The sequence below is a fragment of the Acinetobacter sp. GW821-FHT01E09 genome (assembly GCF_059422385.1).
On the sequence record NZ_JBWKWU010000001.1, the window covers coordinates 2254509 to 2271379 of the forward strand.

General features: G+C 32.7%; 14 protein-coding genes and 1 pseudogene. 6 read left to right on the forward strand and 9 right to left on the reverse strand.

The window, feature by feature from the left end:
• Positions 1 to 221: 221 nt before the first annotated feature.
• Positions 222 to 1631, forward strand: coding sequence for a serine hydrolase domain-containing protein (locus AC07U8_RS10345; protein ID WP_494737820.1), 1410 nt, complete (start codon positions 222 to 224; stop codon positions 1629 to 1631).
• 151 nt (positions 1632 to 1782) lie between these two features.
• On the opposite strand, the gene AC07U8_RS10350 is transcribed toward AC07U8_RS10345, so the two are convergent.
• Both AC07U8_RS10350 and AC07U8_RS10355 read right to left on the reverse strand, forming a co-directional pair.
• Positions 1783 to 3351 carry an ATP-binding cassette domain-containing protein gene (locus tag AC07U8_RS10350; protein WP_494737821.1) on the reverse strand — a complete coding sequence of 523 codons (1569 nt, stop codon included), beginning with the start codon at positions 3349 to 3351 and terminating at the stop codon, positions 1783 to 1785.
• Between the two features lie 356 nt (positions 3352 to 3707).
• Complete coding sequence (locus tag AC07U8_RS10355; protein ID WP_096734101.1) at positions 3708 to 4913, reverse strand: amino acid aminotransferase; 1206 nt, start codon at positions 4911 to 4913, stop codon at positions 3708 to 3710.
• A 347-nt stretch (positions 4914 to 5260) separates the two neighbouring features.
• Between AC07U8_RS10355 and AC07U8_RS10360 the strand changes: the two genes are divergently transcribed.
• Entirely contained in the window at positions 5261 to 6031 is a 771-nt protein-coding gene (locus AC07U8_RS10360; RefSeq protein ID WP_494737822.1) for an alpha/beta fold hydrolase, read from the forward strand.
• Between the two features lie 101 nt (positions 6032 to 6132).
• Here the strand turns inward: AC07U8_RS10360 and AC07U8_RS10365 are convergent, their stop codons facing one another.
• On the reverse strand, positions 6133 to 7320 hold the full coding sequence (locus AC07U8_RS10365; protein WP_494737823.1) for a benzoate/H(+) symporter BenE family transporter: 1188 nt from the start codon (positions 7318 to 7320) through the stop codon (positions 6133 to 6135).
• Between the two features lie 484 nt (positions 7321 to 7804).
• Here AC07U8_RS10365 and AC07U8_RS10370 point away from each other — a divergent pair, with 484 nt between their 5' ends.
• Positions 7805 to 8287 (forward strand): hemerythrin domain-containing protein, encoded by a 483-nt coding sequence (locus AC07U8_RS10370; protein ID WP_096734104.1) that lies wholly within the window; start codon positions 7805 to 7807, stop codon positions 8285 to 8287.
• Positions 8288 to 8472: 185 nt separating this feature from the next.
• Here the strand turns inward: AC07U8_RS10370 and AC07U8_RS10375 are convergent, their stop codons facing one another.
• The 3 genes and pseudogenes from AC07U8_RS10375 to AC07U8_RS10385 all read right to left on the reverse strand — a co-directional run bounded on the left by AC07U8_RS10375 (position 8473) and on the right by AC07U8_RS10385 (position 11550).
• Positions 8473 to 8847: an Imm41 family immunity protein gene (locus tag AC07U8_RS10375; protein WP_494737824.1), complete on the reverse strand. Its 375-nt coding sequence runs from the start codon at positions 8845 to 8847 to the stop codon at positions 8473 to 8475.
• Between the two features lie 314 nt (positions 8848 to 9161).
• Positions 9162 to 9376 (reverse strand): annotated as a pseudogene (locus AC07U8_RS10380) (DUF2171 domain-containing protein).
• A 557-nt stretch (positions 9377 to 9933) separates the two neighbouring features.
• Positions 9934 to 11550, reverse strand: a complete 1617-nt coding sequence (locus AC07U8_RS10385; RefSeq protein WP_096734106.1) for a hypothetical protein — start codon at positions 11548 to 11550, stop codon at positions 9934 to 9936.
• 384 nt (positions 11551 to 11934) lie between these two features.
• Between AC07U8_RS10385 and AC07U8_RS10390 the strand changes: the two genes are divergently transcribed.
• Positions 11935 to 13098 (forward strand): MFS transporter, encoded by a 1164-nt coding sequence (locus AC07U8_RS10390; protein WP_151803392.1) that lies wholly within the window; start codon positions 11935 to 11937, stop codon positions 13096 to 13098.
• Between the two features lie 55 nt (positions 13099 to 13153).
• Here AC07U8_RS10390 and AC07U8_RS10395 read toward each other — a convergent pair whose 3' ends face one another.
• A complete protein-coding gene (locus AC07U8_RS10395; RefSeq protein WP_494737825.1) occupies positions 13154 to 13849 on the reverse strand; it encodes an LrgB family protein in 696 nt (231 codons plus the stop codon).
• Positions 13849 to 14289: a CidA/LrgA family protein gene (locus AC07U8_RS10400; protein ID WP_494737826.1), complete on the reverse strand. Its 441-nt coding sequence runs from the start codon at positions 14287 to 14289 to the stop codon at positions 13849 to 13851. Before AC07U8_RS10400 ends, AC07U8_RS10395 begins: the two co-directional genes overlap by 1 nt.
• Positions 14290 to 14388: 99 nt before the next feature.
• On the opposite strand from AC07U8_RS10400, the gene AC07U8_RS10405 reads away from it, so the two are divergent.
• Positions 14389 to 15288 (forward strand): LysR family transcriptional regulator, encoded by a 900-nt coding sequence (locus AC07U8_RS10405; protein WP_494737827.1) that lies wholly within the window; start codon positions 14389 to 14391, stop codon positions 15286 to 15288.
• A 333-nt stretch (positions 15289 to 15621) separates the two neighbouring features.
• Positions 15622 to 15858, forward strand: a complete 237-nt coding sequence (locus tag AC07U8_RS10410) for a VF530 family protein (protein ID WP_004720475.1) — start codon at positions 15622 to 15624, stop codon at positions 15856 to 15858.
• 352 nt (positions 15859 to 16210) lie between these two features.
• Here AC07U8_RS10410 and AC07U8_RS10415 read toward each other — a convergent pair whose 3' ends face one another.
• A complete protein-coding gene (locus AC07U8_RS10415) occupies positions 16211 to 16549 on the reverse strand; it encodes a hypothetical protein (protein ID WP_353159610.1) in 339 nt (112 codons plus the stop codon).
• Between the last annotated feature and the right edge of the window lie 322 nt (positions 16550 to 16871).

The window sequence follows — 16871 nt, forward strand, 5'->3', positions numbered from 1 at the left end:
ACTAATTTATTCAATCATGATTTTAAAGTTTAATTTAACAGATTCACTTCATCTATTCGACACAGAACAATCATTATAAAAGACTAAAATAACAATGTTTTGCTACTGATTGACAGATAATACTTGCTTAAAGCAGTTTTTTTGTTATGTTTTAAGCTGTACTTTTGGATGTGTTGCGTTAGAGCACAAGACTTTAATTCATTAGCTATTATTAAAACCTTATGAAAAGACTATTTTTAATCCTATTTGTGATTTTGATATCAAACTCAATATTTGCTCAGAGTGAAAACTATAAAATTGCCATGGACAATTTTATAAACAACTATAATGCTGATCAGTATGAAAAAATTTATGATGAATTTTCTGTTGAAATGAAAAAGACATTGCCGCTTGAAAAGACAAAGCAATTTTTCTCAGGATTGAAATCTCAGGCAGGAAAAATTGAAAGCAAAGAATTTCTCAGCGATCAACAAGGAAGTTATGTCAGTTATAAAACCAAGTTTGAGAAAATGGTGTTAACGGTCAATATTTCGCTTGATCAGGAAAATCATATCAAGGGACTTATTATGAAGCCTAAAGAAGTCCAAAAAGAGATAAATAGTAGTAATACTGTGAATGCGCTTAATGCTTATCCAAAAGAAATCTCAGACATCATTTTTTCAAATAGCCAAAATTTTCCAAATAATACGCAACTTTCTATTGCAGTCGTTCAAAATCAAAAAGTGAAATATTATGGGGTTATCAAAACTGAAGGTATGATCAAACCGATCGAAAACCAGAATAAGGTTTTTGAAATTGGTTCTATTACGAAAGTTTTTACATCGACCGTTTTAGCTTCGCTTGTTGATGAAGGAAAAATTAAATTAACGGATGAAATCAATCCATTTTATCCATCTTTAAAATTTAAAAATAACACTCAACTGAATTTTAAAGACTTGGCTAATCATACCTCCGGTTTACCACGCTTACCTGAGAATCTAGATTTATCGAATCAAAGCAATCCCTACAAAGATTATGGTAAAAGTCAGATTGAACAATACCTTAAAGATGATTTGAAAATTGAAAATGAGCCTGAAAAAAAATATGTTTATTCTAATTTAGGGGCGGGGTTATTAGGCTATACGCTTGGCGTATCACAAGGAAAAAGCTTTCAAACATTATTACAAAAGAGAATTTTTGATAAATACACAATGAAAAACTCATTTGTAAACTCGCAAAATCTAGATACTAAGTTAGTAAAAGGGCAAAATCCTGATGGACAAATCGTATCAAATTGGGATTTTGACGTTTTGTTTGGTGCTGGCGGGCTATTATCAACCACAGAGGATTTAGCAAAATTTGTAATCGCACAATTCGATCCTAAAAATACCGAATTGACTTTAACGCGTACACCGACCTTTGAAATGAACAAAGATATGAAAATCGGTTTAGCTTGGCATTTGTTAAAATCACAAAATGGAAAAGATTTGGTTTGGCACAATGGCGGAACTGGTGGCTATTCATCTTCAATGGCAATAAATGTTGAGGATAAGACGGCTGTTATTGTGTTATCTAACCTCTCAGCTTTTCATCCAAAAACGAAAAACATTGATAAATTATGTTTTCAGCTCATAGATGAGAAGCAAAAATAATATTTGGATTTTACATATAGGGAAACTTAATACTGCAAATATTTTGAGTAGATTGGAGATTTACTTTTAGTTTGACCAGTGCAATCCGCCATATGGGCAATAAACCATTGGCGGAAAGTTTTTCAAAATGATCAGAATGAAGTAATACTTTTTAACTCAGTAAATATGCTTCATTTATTCCAGATTGCTCAACAAAACAATCATCATGAGAGACCAGAATGACAGCACCTTTAAATTGCTCAATGGCTTGCGCAAGTAATTCTCGTGACTCGATGTCTAAGTGATTTTCAGGTTCATCCAATAACAATAAATCAATATTTTGATGATGCTGACTTATTCCAAGTAATGCAACTTTAAGTTTTTCGCCACCACTGAGTTGCCCCAATTTTAAAAGTGCTTTTTCGCGGCGGATGCGCAGTTGACCTAATAAATTTCGCCATTCAACCTCCAGCATATCTGGATTAAATTTCGCTAAATTCTCGATCACAGAAAAATCATCATTGAGTAAACTAAAATTTTGATCCAAATATAAACTTTGTCCGGTAAAGAAAATTTCAGTACTTTGTGATTGATCAATCATTTTTAATAGGGTGGATTTACCCACGCCATTTGCACCTTTAAGCTGGATTTTTTCACCGGCTTTGAGTGACAACTTTATGTTCTGTGTGGTGGCATAAGGCAATTGTAAATCGTGAATTCTTAATATTTCACCTTGTTTAGATGATTGAAATTGAAAGTCAAATCGTTGTGGTTTAATTTTTTCTAATGTTGTTTGTTTCTCCTGTAAACTGCTCTGTGTTTCATCAGCTTGGCGAATTTGCTGTGCACGTAATTTCCCAAAACTTTGCCCAGCTTGCTCTTTTTTAAAATCCAGTAGAATCTTGGCTTGAGAGTTCGAGTCACGCAATTGAGCACCTTTACGTTGACGTTTTTGTGCTTTCATTAAACTATCATGCTGTTGTTGCTTTAACTGTTTAAATTCACGTTTTTCTTGTTGAATAGACTGAGTTAAGGCATGGATTTGTTGTTGGTGCTGTTGAACATAATCAGCATAATTTCCCGAAACATGTTGTAAACCTTGCGCGGTTAAAGCATAAATATACTGCACTTGATTCAGCAATTGAAGATCATGACTAATAATACAAACTCCCGCCTTATGTGTCTGAATCGATTCAATTAACCATTTTCTTGCCATGGCATCTAAATGATTACTTGGCTCATCTAAAAGTAGATAATGATCTTGTTTTAAAAATAAGCGACACAAAGCCAGCTTGGTTTTTTGACCTTCACTTAAGTAGTGTATGGGAAAATTTAAATCAAGCGGCAGTTGTGCATTGCTTAAAATTTGTTGCCATTTTTGAGGTAAATCCCAACAGTTTTCCACCAAATCATAATCTTCAAAACTGGCACTACTGTTTTCAATACGCTCAAAAGCATTGTGTAGATGAGAAATGTCTAAAGCTTCAGCTATGGTTTTGGCATTTAATCGTTGTAATTGTGCTAAATAATCATGTTGGATATGCCATGCAATTTGCCCTGAATAGGCTAAATCTGAATACTGTTGTAGGTGTAATAGTTTAAAAAGTAATGATTTTCCCAAACCATTACGGCCAATCACAGCAGAAGTTTGCCCTGAAAAAAGCACAAAATTTAGTTGCGTAAACATTGTTTGAGTGGGGAATGCCAAACTCAAATTTGAAATAATACATGCTTGTTGCATTCAATGATCCTCATATAGAGGATGCACAAAATAGTATGTAATAAAAGCTTTAAATAACAGTAGATTATTTAATTTATCGTAAAGACGGTATCAGAACCAAAAGATAAGTATAGCCTTGAGTAAAATCTATTTTGCACATCAAAAATTAAATAAATAATGATGAGAAAATGACTTACTTCATTGGCGTTACTCTTTTAAGAAGGGGATAAGAATGCTTATTGTATAAAAATAAATCTGTATGTCAATGTTCAGTTTTTAAAATGCTCATTAAAAAAGAATCATCTCAAAACTTAACTCCCTTATGAAAAGGGAGTTAAGTGGCAGTTGATTGAACCAATCAACGCTTATCAATTTATTTAAGCAGTTGCTTTAATGACTTCTGCAACAGATGTTGCTACATAATCAATATTTTTTAAATTTAAGCCCGCTGCACACATACGGCCACTACGTAGCAAATAAATGGCATATTGATCTTTCAATATATCCACTTGTTCAGCCGTTAAACCAGTATAGCTAAACATACCTTGTTGTTCTGTAAGGTAATCAAAATTACGACCAGGTAAAGCAGCGGTTAATTTTGCCTTTAATAGTTCGCGCATTTGGATGATACGCTCACGCATTTCTTTAAGTTCTGCATGCCATTTTTCAGTTAATGTTGCATCATTCAATACATTATCAACCACTAAGGCACCTGTCGTTGGAGGGCTTGAGTAGATACGGCGTACAGTTGCTTTAAGCTGACCTAAAACTTTTTGTGCAGTTGCTTGGTCATCACAAATAAAGCTTAAGCCACCAACACGCTCACCATATAGTGAGAAAATTTTAGAGAATGAATTGCTAACAATGAAATTTAATCCTGACTTATCTAAAGCACGAATTGCATAAGCATCTTCTTCTAAGCCTTGGCCAAAACCTTGGTAAGCAATATCGAGGAATGGAATTAAATCACGTGCTTTCAATACTTCAATTACACGATCCCATTCAGCAGGTGTTAAATCTGCGCCTGTTGGGTTATGGCAACAAGGGTGAAGAAGAACAATGCCTTTTGCAGGGATTTGCTGTAAATCCTCTAACATGCCTTCAATATTGACACCATTGGTTGCTGCATCAAAATAACGGTAGAAATGTGAATTGATTCCTGCACCATTAAAAATTGCAATATGGTTTTCCCATGTCGGTTGGCTCACCCAAACATCAGATTCAGGGAAGTATTTTTTTAGAAAATCTGCGCCTACTTTAAGTGCACCAGAACCACCTAGGGTTTGAATGGTCACTGCACGGCCATCTTTACGTGCTTGGCTATCTGCACCTAAAACCAGTTTCTGGGTTGCTTCGTTATAAGACTTTGAACCATCCATCGGTAAATAAAGCTTTACCTTGTCATTGCTTGGTTCAATATTTTTCAAAGCCGCTTTTACAGCGTCTAACTGAGGAACAATGGTGTCCTCATTATAATAAAGACCAATACTTAAATTTACTTTGTGTGTCCGTTCATCCTTACCAAAGGCTTCCATTAGAGAAAGAATTGGATCACCTGCATAAGGATCTACATGTTGAAACATGGTCTAAAGTCCTAAATCAATCGAAAAAATCAAGTCTGATAATATAGGTAATTCAAACCCCGACTCAACAGTAGATTGAGGTTTATTTTTTATTATTTATTCAACTTTAGATTAAGCTCATCGCACATTTGTCTATATTTATAGCCAAATGTGTATTCTCTACAAAATAGAGGATAAATAAGATAAAACTTAAACAATGTATCAAGTGCGGTATTGGAAGAGAGATAGTTAAGATATTGATTGTTTTTAAGTCGCAGTATTGTTAATGAATGATAAAACTATTGTTCTGCATTTCTCTTCTTGTCATCATAGCGCAAGCGCAATATTTAAATTCTGGATGGTTTTTAATGTTACTGAATTATCAATACGATCAAGCTCAAGATAGCCATGGAACTCAAAAAGCCACACTGGTATTGGTTCATGGATTATTTGGAAGTTTAAGTAATTTGGGCATTATTGCACGTGAATTTCAAAGCAAATTCAACTTATTGCAAATTGATGTTCGAAATCATGGCCATTCTGCACATTCAGATGAAATGAATTATCAATTGATGGCTCAGGATGTTTTGCAAACACTTGATCATTTAAATATTGAAAAATTTATTGCGATTGGACATTCTATGGGTGGAAAAATTGCAATGAAACTTGCAGATTTAGCGCAAGATCGTATGCAAAAAATGATTGTCTTGGATATGACACCTTTTGCATATCAAGAAAATCACCATGATCAAATTTTTAAAGCATTATTTGCGGTTGAAAATGCACAAATTGAATCTCGTAAAGAAGCAACAGAGATTATGCGTCAATACTTAAAAGAAGAAATGGTGATTCAATTTTTATTAAAATCATTCAGTAAGGGAAAATGGCTGTTTAATGTCCAAGCCTTATTTAATCATTATGCTGATATTTTAAGCTGGGAAAATCAGCAGGTGAATCCTATTCCAGCATTGTTTATTAAAGGTGGAAACTCACCTTATATTTCAAAAGCTGAACATTTTTCTGCAATCGAAACCCAGTTTAGTCATAGTCAAGTTAAAGTCATTGAACAAGTCGGGCATTGGTTACATGCTGAAAAACCGGCTGTAGTCAATCAAATGATTTCTGGGTTTATAGAATGAGGTTTTAGACTCTGAATAAATTAAAACAGCATATTTAAAGGTAATATGCTGTTTATAAATGATTGTTTTATAAGCACTACCAGTTCTTTAGTCCAGTAGGGTCAAGAAAGTGTCTTGGTTTTGAATTTTCCATTGAGTACTAGATATGAAATTAGACCTAAAACCAAACCCCAAAATGCACCCCCAACACCAAATAAACTGATATTGGCCGTCGTTGCGAGAAAGGTAATGAGTGAGGCTTCTCGGCAATCAATATCACTCATCGCATTTGCAAGACTTCCAGCAATTGTACCTAATAATGCAAGTCCTGCTAGAGTGCTTATAAAAGCGACTGGAAACGCTGCAAAGACAGCTGCTAACGTTACACCAAAAATTCCAACAAGAATATAAAACACACCTGCGGCAATCCCTGAAATCCAGCGTTTTGATGGATCTTCGTGGGATTCCTTTCCAGTGCAAATTGCAGCAGTGATCGCAGCAAGATTAAATGCATGTGAACCAAACGGAGCCATGAGGAACGAGCCTAAGCCTGTCACGATAAGAATCGGTTTAGCATTGGTGTGAAAACCATCATTTTTAAGAACCAGTAAACCTGGCATATATTGTCCTGTTAAGGTAATTAAAAATAAAGGTAGGGCAACACTCAGTATCGAGTTTATAGAAAAAGTTGGTGTGGTAAAAATAGGCGAGGCTAATTTTAGTTCAAATCCAGAGAAATCAATCCGTGATTGTAAAAGTAAGAAAATAAAGCCAAAAATCAAGACACTAATAATGGCAAATCTTGCAGAAAAACGCTTGGTAATTAGGTAAATAAAAAATAATGAAATTGCCAAAAAAGGATCAATTGTCATATTGGTAAAGGCAGCAATCCCAAATTGCAATAAAATACCTGCCAAGAGACCAGAGGCAATACCCGTTGGAATTAGACCAATCAATTTTTCAAAATAGCCCGTAATTCCCAAGATCACAAATGCCAGTGCAGAAAGTAAATATGCGCCAATTGCTTCGGAATATGGCACAGTTACAAGCGTCGTAATTAAAAATGCAGCGGCAGGCGTAGACCACGCAGTGATAATGGGTTCGCGGGTATACCAACTTAATAATATTCCTGTGATACCAACCCCAATAGAAATAGACCATACCCATGAGGCAGTGAGTTCATGGCTAAGACCAGCCATCTGTGCAGCTTGGAAGATTAAAATAAAGGTACCACCATAATTAACAATGACCGAAATTAAACCAGCCATAATGGGGGGAAGAAAATCATTAGAATGATGTTGAAAAGACATAAACTCTACCCCTAAGATTTAAAAAAGAAGTAGTAGAGTGTATTTTTAATGTGGTATTGCCATAAGATACACTTTTAATATTTTTTAAGGTACCAGTTTGGTGATATGATTTTATCGACTGCTTTTTTTAACTCTGGTAAAGGTGAAGGCGTTAAGAATGGTTTTTATTATGTTTTATCTACTATGATTTGATTTTAAGAAGTAATTTTTGCTGGAACAAAATTGTTATTTTTACTAAAAAATAATTTTAACAACTTGTTTATAAACAAGTGCTCTACAAAAGTAAGCCAATCATAACAAAGATAAATCACTTAAAATCATGATAACATATTGAAAATCCAAGTGAATGCAACTTGAATTTCATAGATCGTACAATATAAACAGTTATTACAATTAAAATACTATTGAAACAATAATTCAATAATAAATATGAGTTTATCCTCTAAGATTGAATATTAAATAAATTTTTCGATAGGATAAAAGTATGAGCCATAGTAAGCAACTCACCATATTTGATGTCTTAAAATTTAGTCATGAAAAGCAAAGAGAATTATCTGATAAGTTAATTGAAACTACTGGAAATTCAGAAGAAAGAAAGCATTATTTCTCATTGTTGAAAAATGAATTATTTGCACATGCTGTAGCTGAAGACAGGTATTTTTATATACCTCTTATGATGACAGATGCAGGTTTGAATATTACAAGGCATGCTCTGTCTGAGCATCACGAAATAGATGAGCTACTTGAGCAACTTACTGAAAAAGAACTCAATAATCCGAGTTGGTTACGTATAGCAAATCAGCTACGTAAGCTTGTACATCATCATTTAGATGAAGAAGAGCATAAATTTTTCCAACAATCTGGCAAAATTTTAAAAGATGATGAAAAACTAAGCTTAGCTAAAAAGTATCAACATGAATATGATAAATATATTGATAAAGACAAAACGAGTTTAGTTCATCAATGATTTAAACTTTTTAAAATTTAGTTAGATAAGGCAGATTTGAAAATGATCAAATCATATTAATTGTTTTGTCTCTTTTCTCAGCTGTTTCGGTTCACTCAATCTTTATAGGAAGCTGATCTTTAAAGATTGAGTGAAGCATGGCGCTCACTCTGAGGGCAGTTTCATATAACTCTAATTATGATGAACTAAGAAGATAGTAAAGGATTCTTTTTTTCAAAAAAAATTTGTTTAGGCATTAATTCGGAGAAATAACCCTCAAATACTATTTGAGTTCGTTCCCTAAATTCATATATCAATGGTAGTTCCAAATTCTCTATTTTAAAGGAGTCATTCATATCTAAATGAGAGCTTATGGAAAGCATAATTAAGCTAAAAATCCTAAATAGCTCCCAATCTAATATAGCAGATGAATTCCTTTCAACATTATAAATTCCCCATTCTAAAAGCCAATATTCCTCCATATCCCATATTTTTTCTTCGTGCAACTTTCCTATAAATGATAAGTTTTCATATAAGTCATTGTGAGGAAAATTGCGCTGTATAATTTTTTTTGCATTCATAATTTATGTTCTTTAAACACTATCTAAAATTAATTTAATAAAAATTTTACGAAATTCTTGAATTACTTTAATAATATCTCATAATTTACAGGAATGTGAAAGCAACTGATGAACATGTAATTGATGTATAAAGATTGAGTGAAGTAGATGTATATTCATCTGAGTGAGGGCTAATTCATCTAGGACCCATTATATTAAATTTGATAATATTTTATTTTAAAATCTGCTAAACACTGAAGATAAAAATGCCAATCAAATTGATTGGCATTCCTGAAATAGCAAATTACTTTAGGTAAAAGCTATAATGTTTGCCACTAATTTCTTGCTTTTTCTGAATTTTTATTCAAAATTACGTTTCCATCTTTAATTTCACTCACCCAACTAATGGAATCAGATGATGTTCATCATCACTTCGAGTCAATTTAATTGAATCTTGTCCCTCAAGATGATCAACCTTGCCGATCTGTGTACCACATGAAGCAATAACATCAGCGTGGTTTTTAATACTCTCAACATTGATAGAAGTCATGTGATTCTTTCCTATTGAAATGTGATTTGAATATCCACCATAGCCTAAAGATTTCAGAGAGTCTTGAAATGAAAAGGAAACACCACAAGACCCTCCAAACAATTACCTAAAGTTGTCACTTTGCTACATAGTAATGTCTTGAAATAAAAAAATCGCAGTATAGTTTTTTATAGTAAATTGTTTTTATTGATTATTTTTGTGAATTTTAACACTTCTATTAAAGTTTTGACAAAACTAAAAGTGCATTTTAATTGAATCATTAAAATGCACTTTTGCTTTGAAACAGAGAAAATAAAGCGGTTATTTATCATCAAGAATGATAATAAATGACAGACTAAGTGGAGACTTAAGCTTCTAGAATATATCTCATTGAATCGGTTCAACATGAGTTCAAATGTCATTACATGAACCTGTATATTTCACTTAAGGAGTTGAAAATGTGGAAGATACTGGTAGGTGTCCAATAAAATATTGATCAAACTACCAATAACATAATAAAAAAATAATATTTCTAATGAATATTCAATAACTTGTATTGAACTTATAGCTTTTTAACTTTAGTAATGCGATTTTTTAAATAGTTGGGACGGTGTAAAAAGATGAGTTGTAATTTGATCTGCTTGAACTTTTCTAAAAATAGTTTGGTAGGTATTAAATTTTGAAATCCGTTTATCTTCAGTATAAGAATAATCCATAATATTATCCGTAAAACCTTGATGAAGTCTCATTTTATCATTTTGAAATGTATGTAATAAGCCTAATGTATGACTTAATTCATGCGCAATCACATCCATGTAGGGTGGAGCATCAGCATATATAACGACTGATTTTCCCCATTCTATATCCTTAGTTTTATATAGAGGATCTATGTCTGGTTCTCGTTTAAAAAGTCGAGTATCAGCCTCAAAACTCGCAGATCCTTCAATGACTGAGCCAGGCTCAACCATTGTCATAACTTCTTTCTTCAGGACAGGATCATAAATCTTCTCATAAATAGGCTCATATCTCATTGCGATTGGTGCAAAAAAGACATATCTGTGAGACTCATAAGATGAATTTATGGGTAATAATTTAAAGTTCTTTGTTTCATATAATTTCAATAATTCTGCTTTAAATTTTTCACTATTATCCTCAACTAAATAAGTGACTTCTCCATCTGCGGTATCTTTTTTATGAAAATCATTCACTGGAACATATAGCTGGTCTGGATCTCCAATTTTAGTTTCATCTTCAATCTTGATTTTTTCTGACCACCATTTTTTTACAAATTTTTGGACTTCGGAATCAGTTTTAGCAAGGCGATCTAAATCAAATACTTCTTTTTTAACTACATCTGCAATCATTAAACATTGGTTAAATATTCTATTTTTTAATTCCCATTCATAATTTTTCGGTTTTTTTAAAATTTTTCCATTTACTTTAACATCAACCATAATTAATTTAATCACAAAAATTTCTTTATTCTTAGCGACTAAAAGCATACCCACATTTTGTATTTTTCCTGACTTTTTTGCTTGTACCAAAATATATTCATTTTGGCTCAATGCGTCTCCTGAACAAATAATATTAATAGCTTTTTTCTTTTTATAAGAAAAACGTTTTTGTGTTGCTAATTGTTCTGAAATTCGACCAGAGTTGATAAAATTTGCCAGCGGTTCTTCAACCATCTGAGACTGTTGGTTTTTTTCAAATGTTGAAATTTTTAGACAGGGATTTGAAGACTTAAAAATTAGAATACTGCCATCATCAGTTAAAGGGCTTTTATCATCATCTGGACTTTGATGAATCTCTAAATCAAGATCAGCGCCTTGACTATTGATTTGATCGCTGCCTAATGTTCCAGAACAATTTGTTGCAAAAATGGATAGCCAAGCGGGTAAATAAAGACCTTTATTAATAAATACACCTCTAGTACCATCGAATTGTTTGTTAAGCATTTGTCGCACACTGTGATCATAATCTTTAATTACGGTATCTTTTTTATTTTCATCAGTATCGATAATTGTTAGTGGATATATATACTCATCACGAATCCAGTCAAAACCAAATTCACCATTATAATCTGCTGCAACAGGCTCCCCAATTTTATAAGGACGTCTAAAGTGTACAAAGAAATTTCTTAAGCATGTCTGGCATACACTACCTTTCTCTGGGCTAGATTCAATGCTCATCATTTTTTATTATTACTCCAATTAATCAAGATCTTTCATCTATATTGATATCAAACAAAACAGTAATCTAAAAAATTTTAACTAATTAAAGTGTAAAAATTATTTGTCATTTTGTTTAAATTTAGGAAAATACTACTTAAGTATTTGATATTTATTCTTAATAACTTAAATTAAATAAATTATTTTCTTGGAATTTATTTTACTACTCAAATAATTATCTATCAATTGGTGTTTAGCCAATTTGTTAAAGAGTGAGAAGAATGTTAATTGAACATCTATGTTTAGATGATAGGCTCAATAATAACGATATATAAAACAGTAGAATAAATTCAAATTTGTTAAATCCTTATGTGCTAAGATATTGAAAATACGTAGAAATCTAAGCTTATGCGTGCTTTTCCTATCCAATACAGACTGAGTGGATTCTACTTTTGGTATTATTCAATAGTTGGAACTTTTTTGCCGTATTGGAGCTTATATCTTCAAGATCAAGGATTTAATTATAAAGAAATCGGATTACTGTCCTCTATAGCCATTTTAACTCGTATATTTGCACCTTTTATTTGGGGATTTATCGCAGATAAAACGGGCAAACGAATGTTGTGGGTACGTGTGGCAACCTGGATGGAAGCTACAATCTGGTTTTTGATTTTTATTATTCCCAACAATATGCAATCAATTGCATTTCTGATGTTGATTTTTAGCTTCTTTCAAAATGCCATACTTGCGCAATTTGAAGGTGTAACGCTGTTTTGGCTGGGTAATCAACATACAGCATTGTATGGAAAAATTAGAAAATGGGGTTCTATTGGATTTATTATTGGCGTATTTAGTATCGGTGCGATTTTAGAAGTTATTGCAATTCAATATTTACCAATGATGTTGTTATGTATTGCATTTACAGCTTTTATTTGGTCCTTTTCGATTAAGGAACCTAGCGCAGCACCGAGTGCACAAAAAATATTAGAGCCATTGCTTCCCATTCTAAAAAGACCAGTGGTTTTTTCATTTTTTATCATTGAATTTATTATGCTTTTTGCACAAGCACCATTTTATAGTTTTTATAGTAATTATTTAAAACTTGCTGGTTACAGTACAACTCAGATTGGCTTTTTATGGTCAGTTGGTGTGATTGCTGAAATTATCATGTTTAACTATGCAAATTTCTTCCTAAATCGTTTTTCATGGCGAAGCTTAGTCGCACTTTGTTTAATCATGACCAGTATTCGATTTATTTTGGCAGGTTTATTTTCAGAAAGTTTCATTATTCAATTTATTTCTCAAACTTTTCATGCATTTAGTTTTGGTTTATTTCATATTATTGCAATGCGGGTCATTTTGCAGAACTTTGCAGCCAAACAACAGGGCAGAGGGCAAGCACTATACAGTACCATGTGGGGACTTGGTGTTGCGTCAGGCAGTATTTTAGCTGGGCAATATTGGGAAAAATTATCAGGAGAATATATTTTTATCCTTGCTGGATTTTCAGCCTTGCTTGGTTTGCTATTGATTAATTTTTTACCTAAAACACTACAAACGATTCAAAGATAAATGAATCTCTTTGCAGAAAAGAGATTCAGAACATTCAAATCGATACTGTATGGGGTTAATTTAGTAAATAAACAATGAGGTGTACAATAAAAGGTCCAACCAATACCATAAAAATACCAGCTAAAACCATGGTTAAACTGGCAATAACACCTTCATCTTTATCACGCATATAAGCTTTACTTGTACCAAAACCATGTGCCGCATTACCCAAAGACGCACCTTGTGCAAAGCTTGATTTCAGTCTTAAACCGCCTAATACCAAATCACCAATTAACATACCAGTCACCCCAGTAATCATGGTGAATAAAATCACCAGTTCAACTGAACCGCCGATATGGGTTGTTAACTCCATTGCAAATGGTGTGGAGATTGAACGAGCCATTAGACTATAGGTTGTTGTTTGATCCAAATGAAATAATTTAGCAAGGTAGAATGCACTGATCATCCCAGCAAGCATACCAATGACCACACCCATTGAAATTGAAATGAGATGTTCTTTAATGATTTGGCGATATTCAAAAATTGGGATTGCAAAGGCAACAGTTGCAGGCCCTAACATCCATATAATCCACTGACTATCAAGCATATAAGCATCATAAGAAACATGCGCTGACAGTAAAATGGTGATTAAAACAATCGGAACCAAAATTGCTGGAGATAAAATTAAATATGGAAACTTACGATAAAGTTTTTTGACCAACACATACGCGACTAATGTGATCACTAGGCAAAATATTGAAATGGCAGACATTATTTATCTCCCTGTAATACATGTACGGTTTTATGAACATGACGTTGTTTCAACTTCCGTTCTAGTTTAAAACCTATATGCACACTATAAGCAGTAAATACCATCACACAAATTGTACCCAGTACAACCACAACAATCAGTTGCCAACCCTCAGTCATAAATAGGTTTTTATATTTCATTAACCCGATAAAACAAGGAATAAAAAATAGTACCAATTCACCTAGAATGAAATCTGAGCCTGATTTAATCCAATTTAACTTAAAAATACCTGTCATGAGCCCAATCAAAACCATAAATAAGCCAATCACAGCTGCCGAAATAGGTAAATTAAATTGTTTTTGAATGATTGAACCAATCCACCAAATCAAAATTAAAAGCCCAATTTGCAGTGTGACTTTATAAATTGATGAAATTTGGTGGCTTTGAGTACGCGTAGACATTTTATTGCAGATATTTTAAAAAGATGAGTTATTTTAGTTGCAAACATCACAGCATATTATGAATAATTAAACCATAATTATGCGTTTTTGGAATAATTTATGGACATTAAAAATCTTAAAATTTTTGTAGAAATCGTCAATTGCGAAAGTTTTACCTTAGCTGCCGATCGTTTGTTTATGACACAGCCTACAATCAGTAAATCAATTAAACATTTAGAAGAAGAACTTGGTACAGCTTTGTTTAAAAAAGGTGAAGCTGGAAGAAAAAGGGAAGTTGTACTTACCTATATTGGTGAATTAATTTATCAACATGCTTTAAATATATTAAATGAACAAAAGCAAATCTTTGAAAATATAGATCAAGTACAGCAGTTAAAAAAAGGTAAATTAACCATAGGCTTACCACCATTAGGTTCGGTATTACTCAGTCCTTTAATTGCTTTATTTCATCAGAATTATCCTGATATTCAATTGAAATTCTTAGAAGTTGGTGCCAATGGTATTGAGGAAGCAATTGCTGATAAAAGTATTGATGTTGGGATTTTACTCGGTAATTTAAGACCAAGTTTTGCGGCAATTCCTGTGATAGATTCACCAATGTGTTTATTGGCTAAGAAAAATTCACATTGGAATCAAAGAGATTCAGTAAATTTGCATGAACTTAAAGAAGAAACTTTTTTACTTTACGCTGATTCTTTTACATTAAATAAGATGATTATACAGGCTGCAAATTCTGTAGGTTTTGAACCAAAAGTGGTGTGTAAAAGTAGCCAGTGGGACTTTATCACCAAAATGGTGGAGTTTAATATGGGGATTGCCATATTACCCAAAATTTATTGTGATCAGTTGGATCAGGGGAAGTTTTGCTCAGCAATCCTTAATGAGCCTAAATTACATTGGACATTGAGTATGGCTTGGAATACGACTGTAGCAATGAGTCCTGCAACAAAAGCTTGGTTAACGATTGTAGAGATGCATCGAGATAAAATTCATTTCTAGATGGATTGATAGCTTTTAAGTCTTAATAAATTGAGATTAGCATGACTCAGGTGTGAATTTCATAAATATTAAAACTATTTATATCAAATGTTTAATTATACTAATTTCGCATAATGTATATTATGTTAAATAGAATATTATGTAAGTTGTCTACTCACATGTTGTTTGCAATGGCTACCTAATTATTAGAATTTGACTAATTTATATTTCGAAAAAAGTTAACTAGAAAAGAAGCTGTAATTTTCTATGTTAATTACGCTTAAATTCCAACCCTCTCATTTTTCAATTAGCTCAGGTTATAATGATGGTCTCCCAAAATATGGTTGATCTATTATGAACGCCTCCAATGACCCTCTACACGGCAAAAAACTTGCTGACATTTTGGATGAATTATTAGATTACTACGATGGCTTTGAAGGCTTAAGTCGTAAAATTGAAATTAGATGTTTTTGCATAGATCCAAGTGTTAAGTCATCATTGCGATTCTTACGTACTACCCCATGGGCACGTGAAAAAGTAGAAAGCTTATATTTGTATGTCTTACGCCAAAAAGCCAAACAGAAATCGTAGCTATCAAAACCCTGACTCAGCATAGACAAATTTAGTCTATTCTTAAGACCTTTTTAGTAGGAAACTATGTATTCATAGCTAGGTTCATGAACCAAATATTTTATAAATTGTTATTTTAGTGCTCTAAGTAATTAAATTTATTGTTTATTAAAAATAAATTAAATTATGAAATAAATTCTATGTGAACATAAGTTAAATAGAATATCAGAGACTGTGGCTACACAATGCTGTTGTTGCTACAGCTCAGCAACTTGAATCAGTAAAATTATATTCAAGTTGCTGAGTATCCCAAGTAACATAATATAAGTTATGCTGAAATCAGATCGCTACTCGATTTTGTATGGTTATGACTTCAATGTACTTTCGTATTTGCTTCAGTTAAATAAGCTTTCTTCGATGTCTTATTCCATAAACACAGTTCTTGCCCTGTTTTGTTTTTCATATGTGCTTGCGGATATTTTCCTTGAATCAAGAGTGCCGAATATCCAACACGATCATCAAACAGCATGACATTGCTTACTGTCTTGGCATTTTTAAGTTGACTTGCTTTTATACAAGCCGTTTTTATTTCCTGATCATGCTTGTTCCATGCCTGCTCGGAACTTCCGAAAGCTACGCTAGTTACAGCAGAACTTGCCACAAAACCTAAAATAGAAAGATATTTTAAAAATATACGATATCTCAATATCATGATGATTGTCCTGTAAATTCGAGTGTCTGGATCTATACTGAAACAATCTGATGAGATAATCTAGCAATTTACACATGCTGTAACAGCAGATATTCAGGATTACACATATCTCTGAAAAGTTGTCCGTGATTTAAATTTTAAAATATAGATCAAAGACTTAAAAATAGTTCTATTTTATAGAAGCATTACCTGACTCACGTGATTTCATACACTGATCAATAGTTTCTCGCATCTTATCGGTTGCGGAAATTATAATTATGACTATTAATTAAAGCGCTAACTTTGCTGTGTGGCCCTGTCTATGTGATGCTATAGCTTGTGA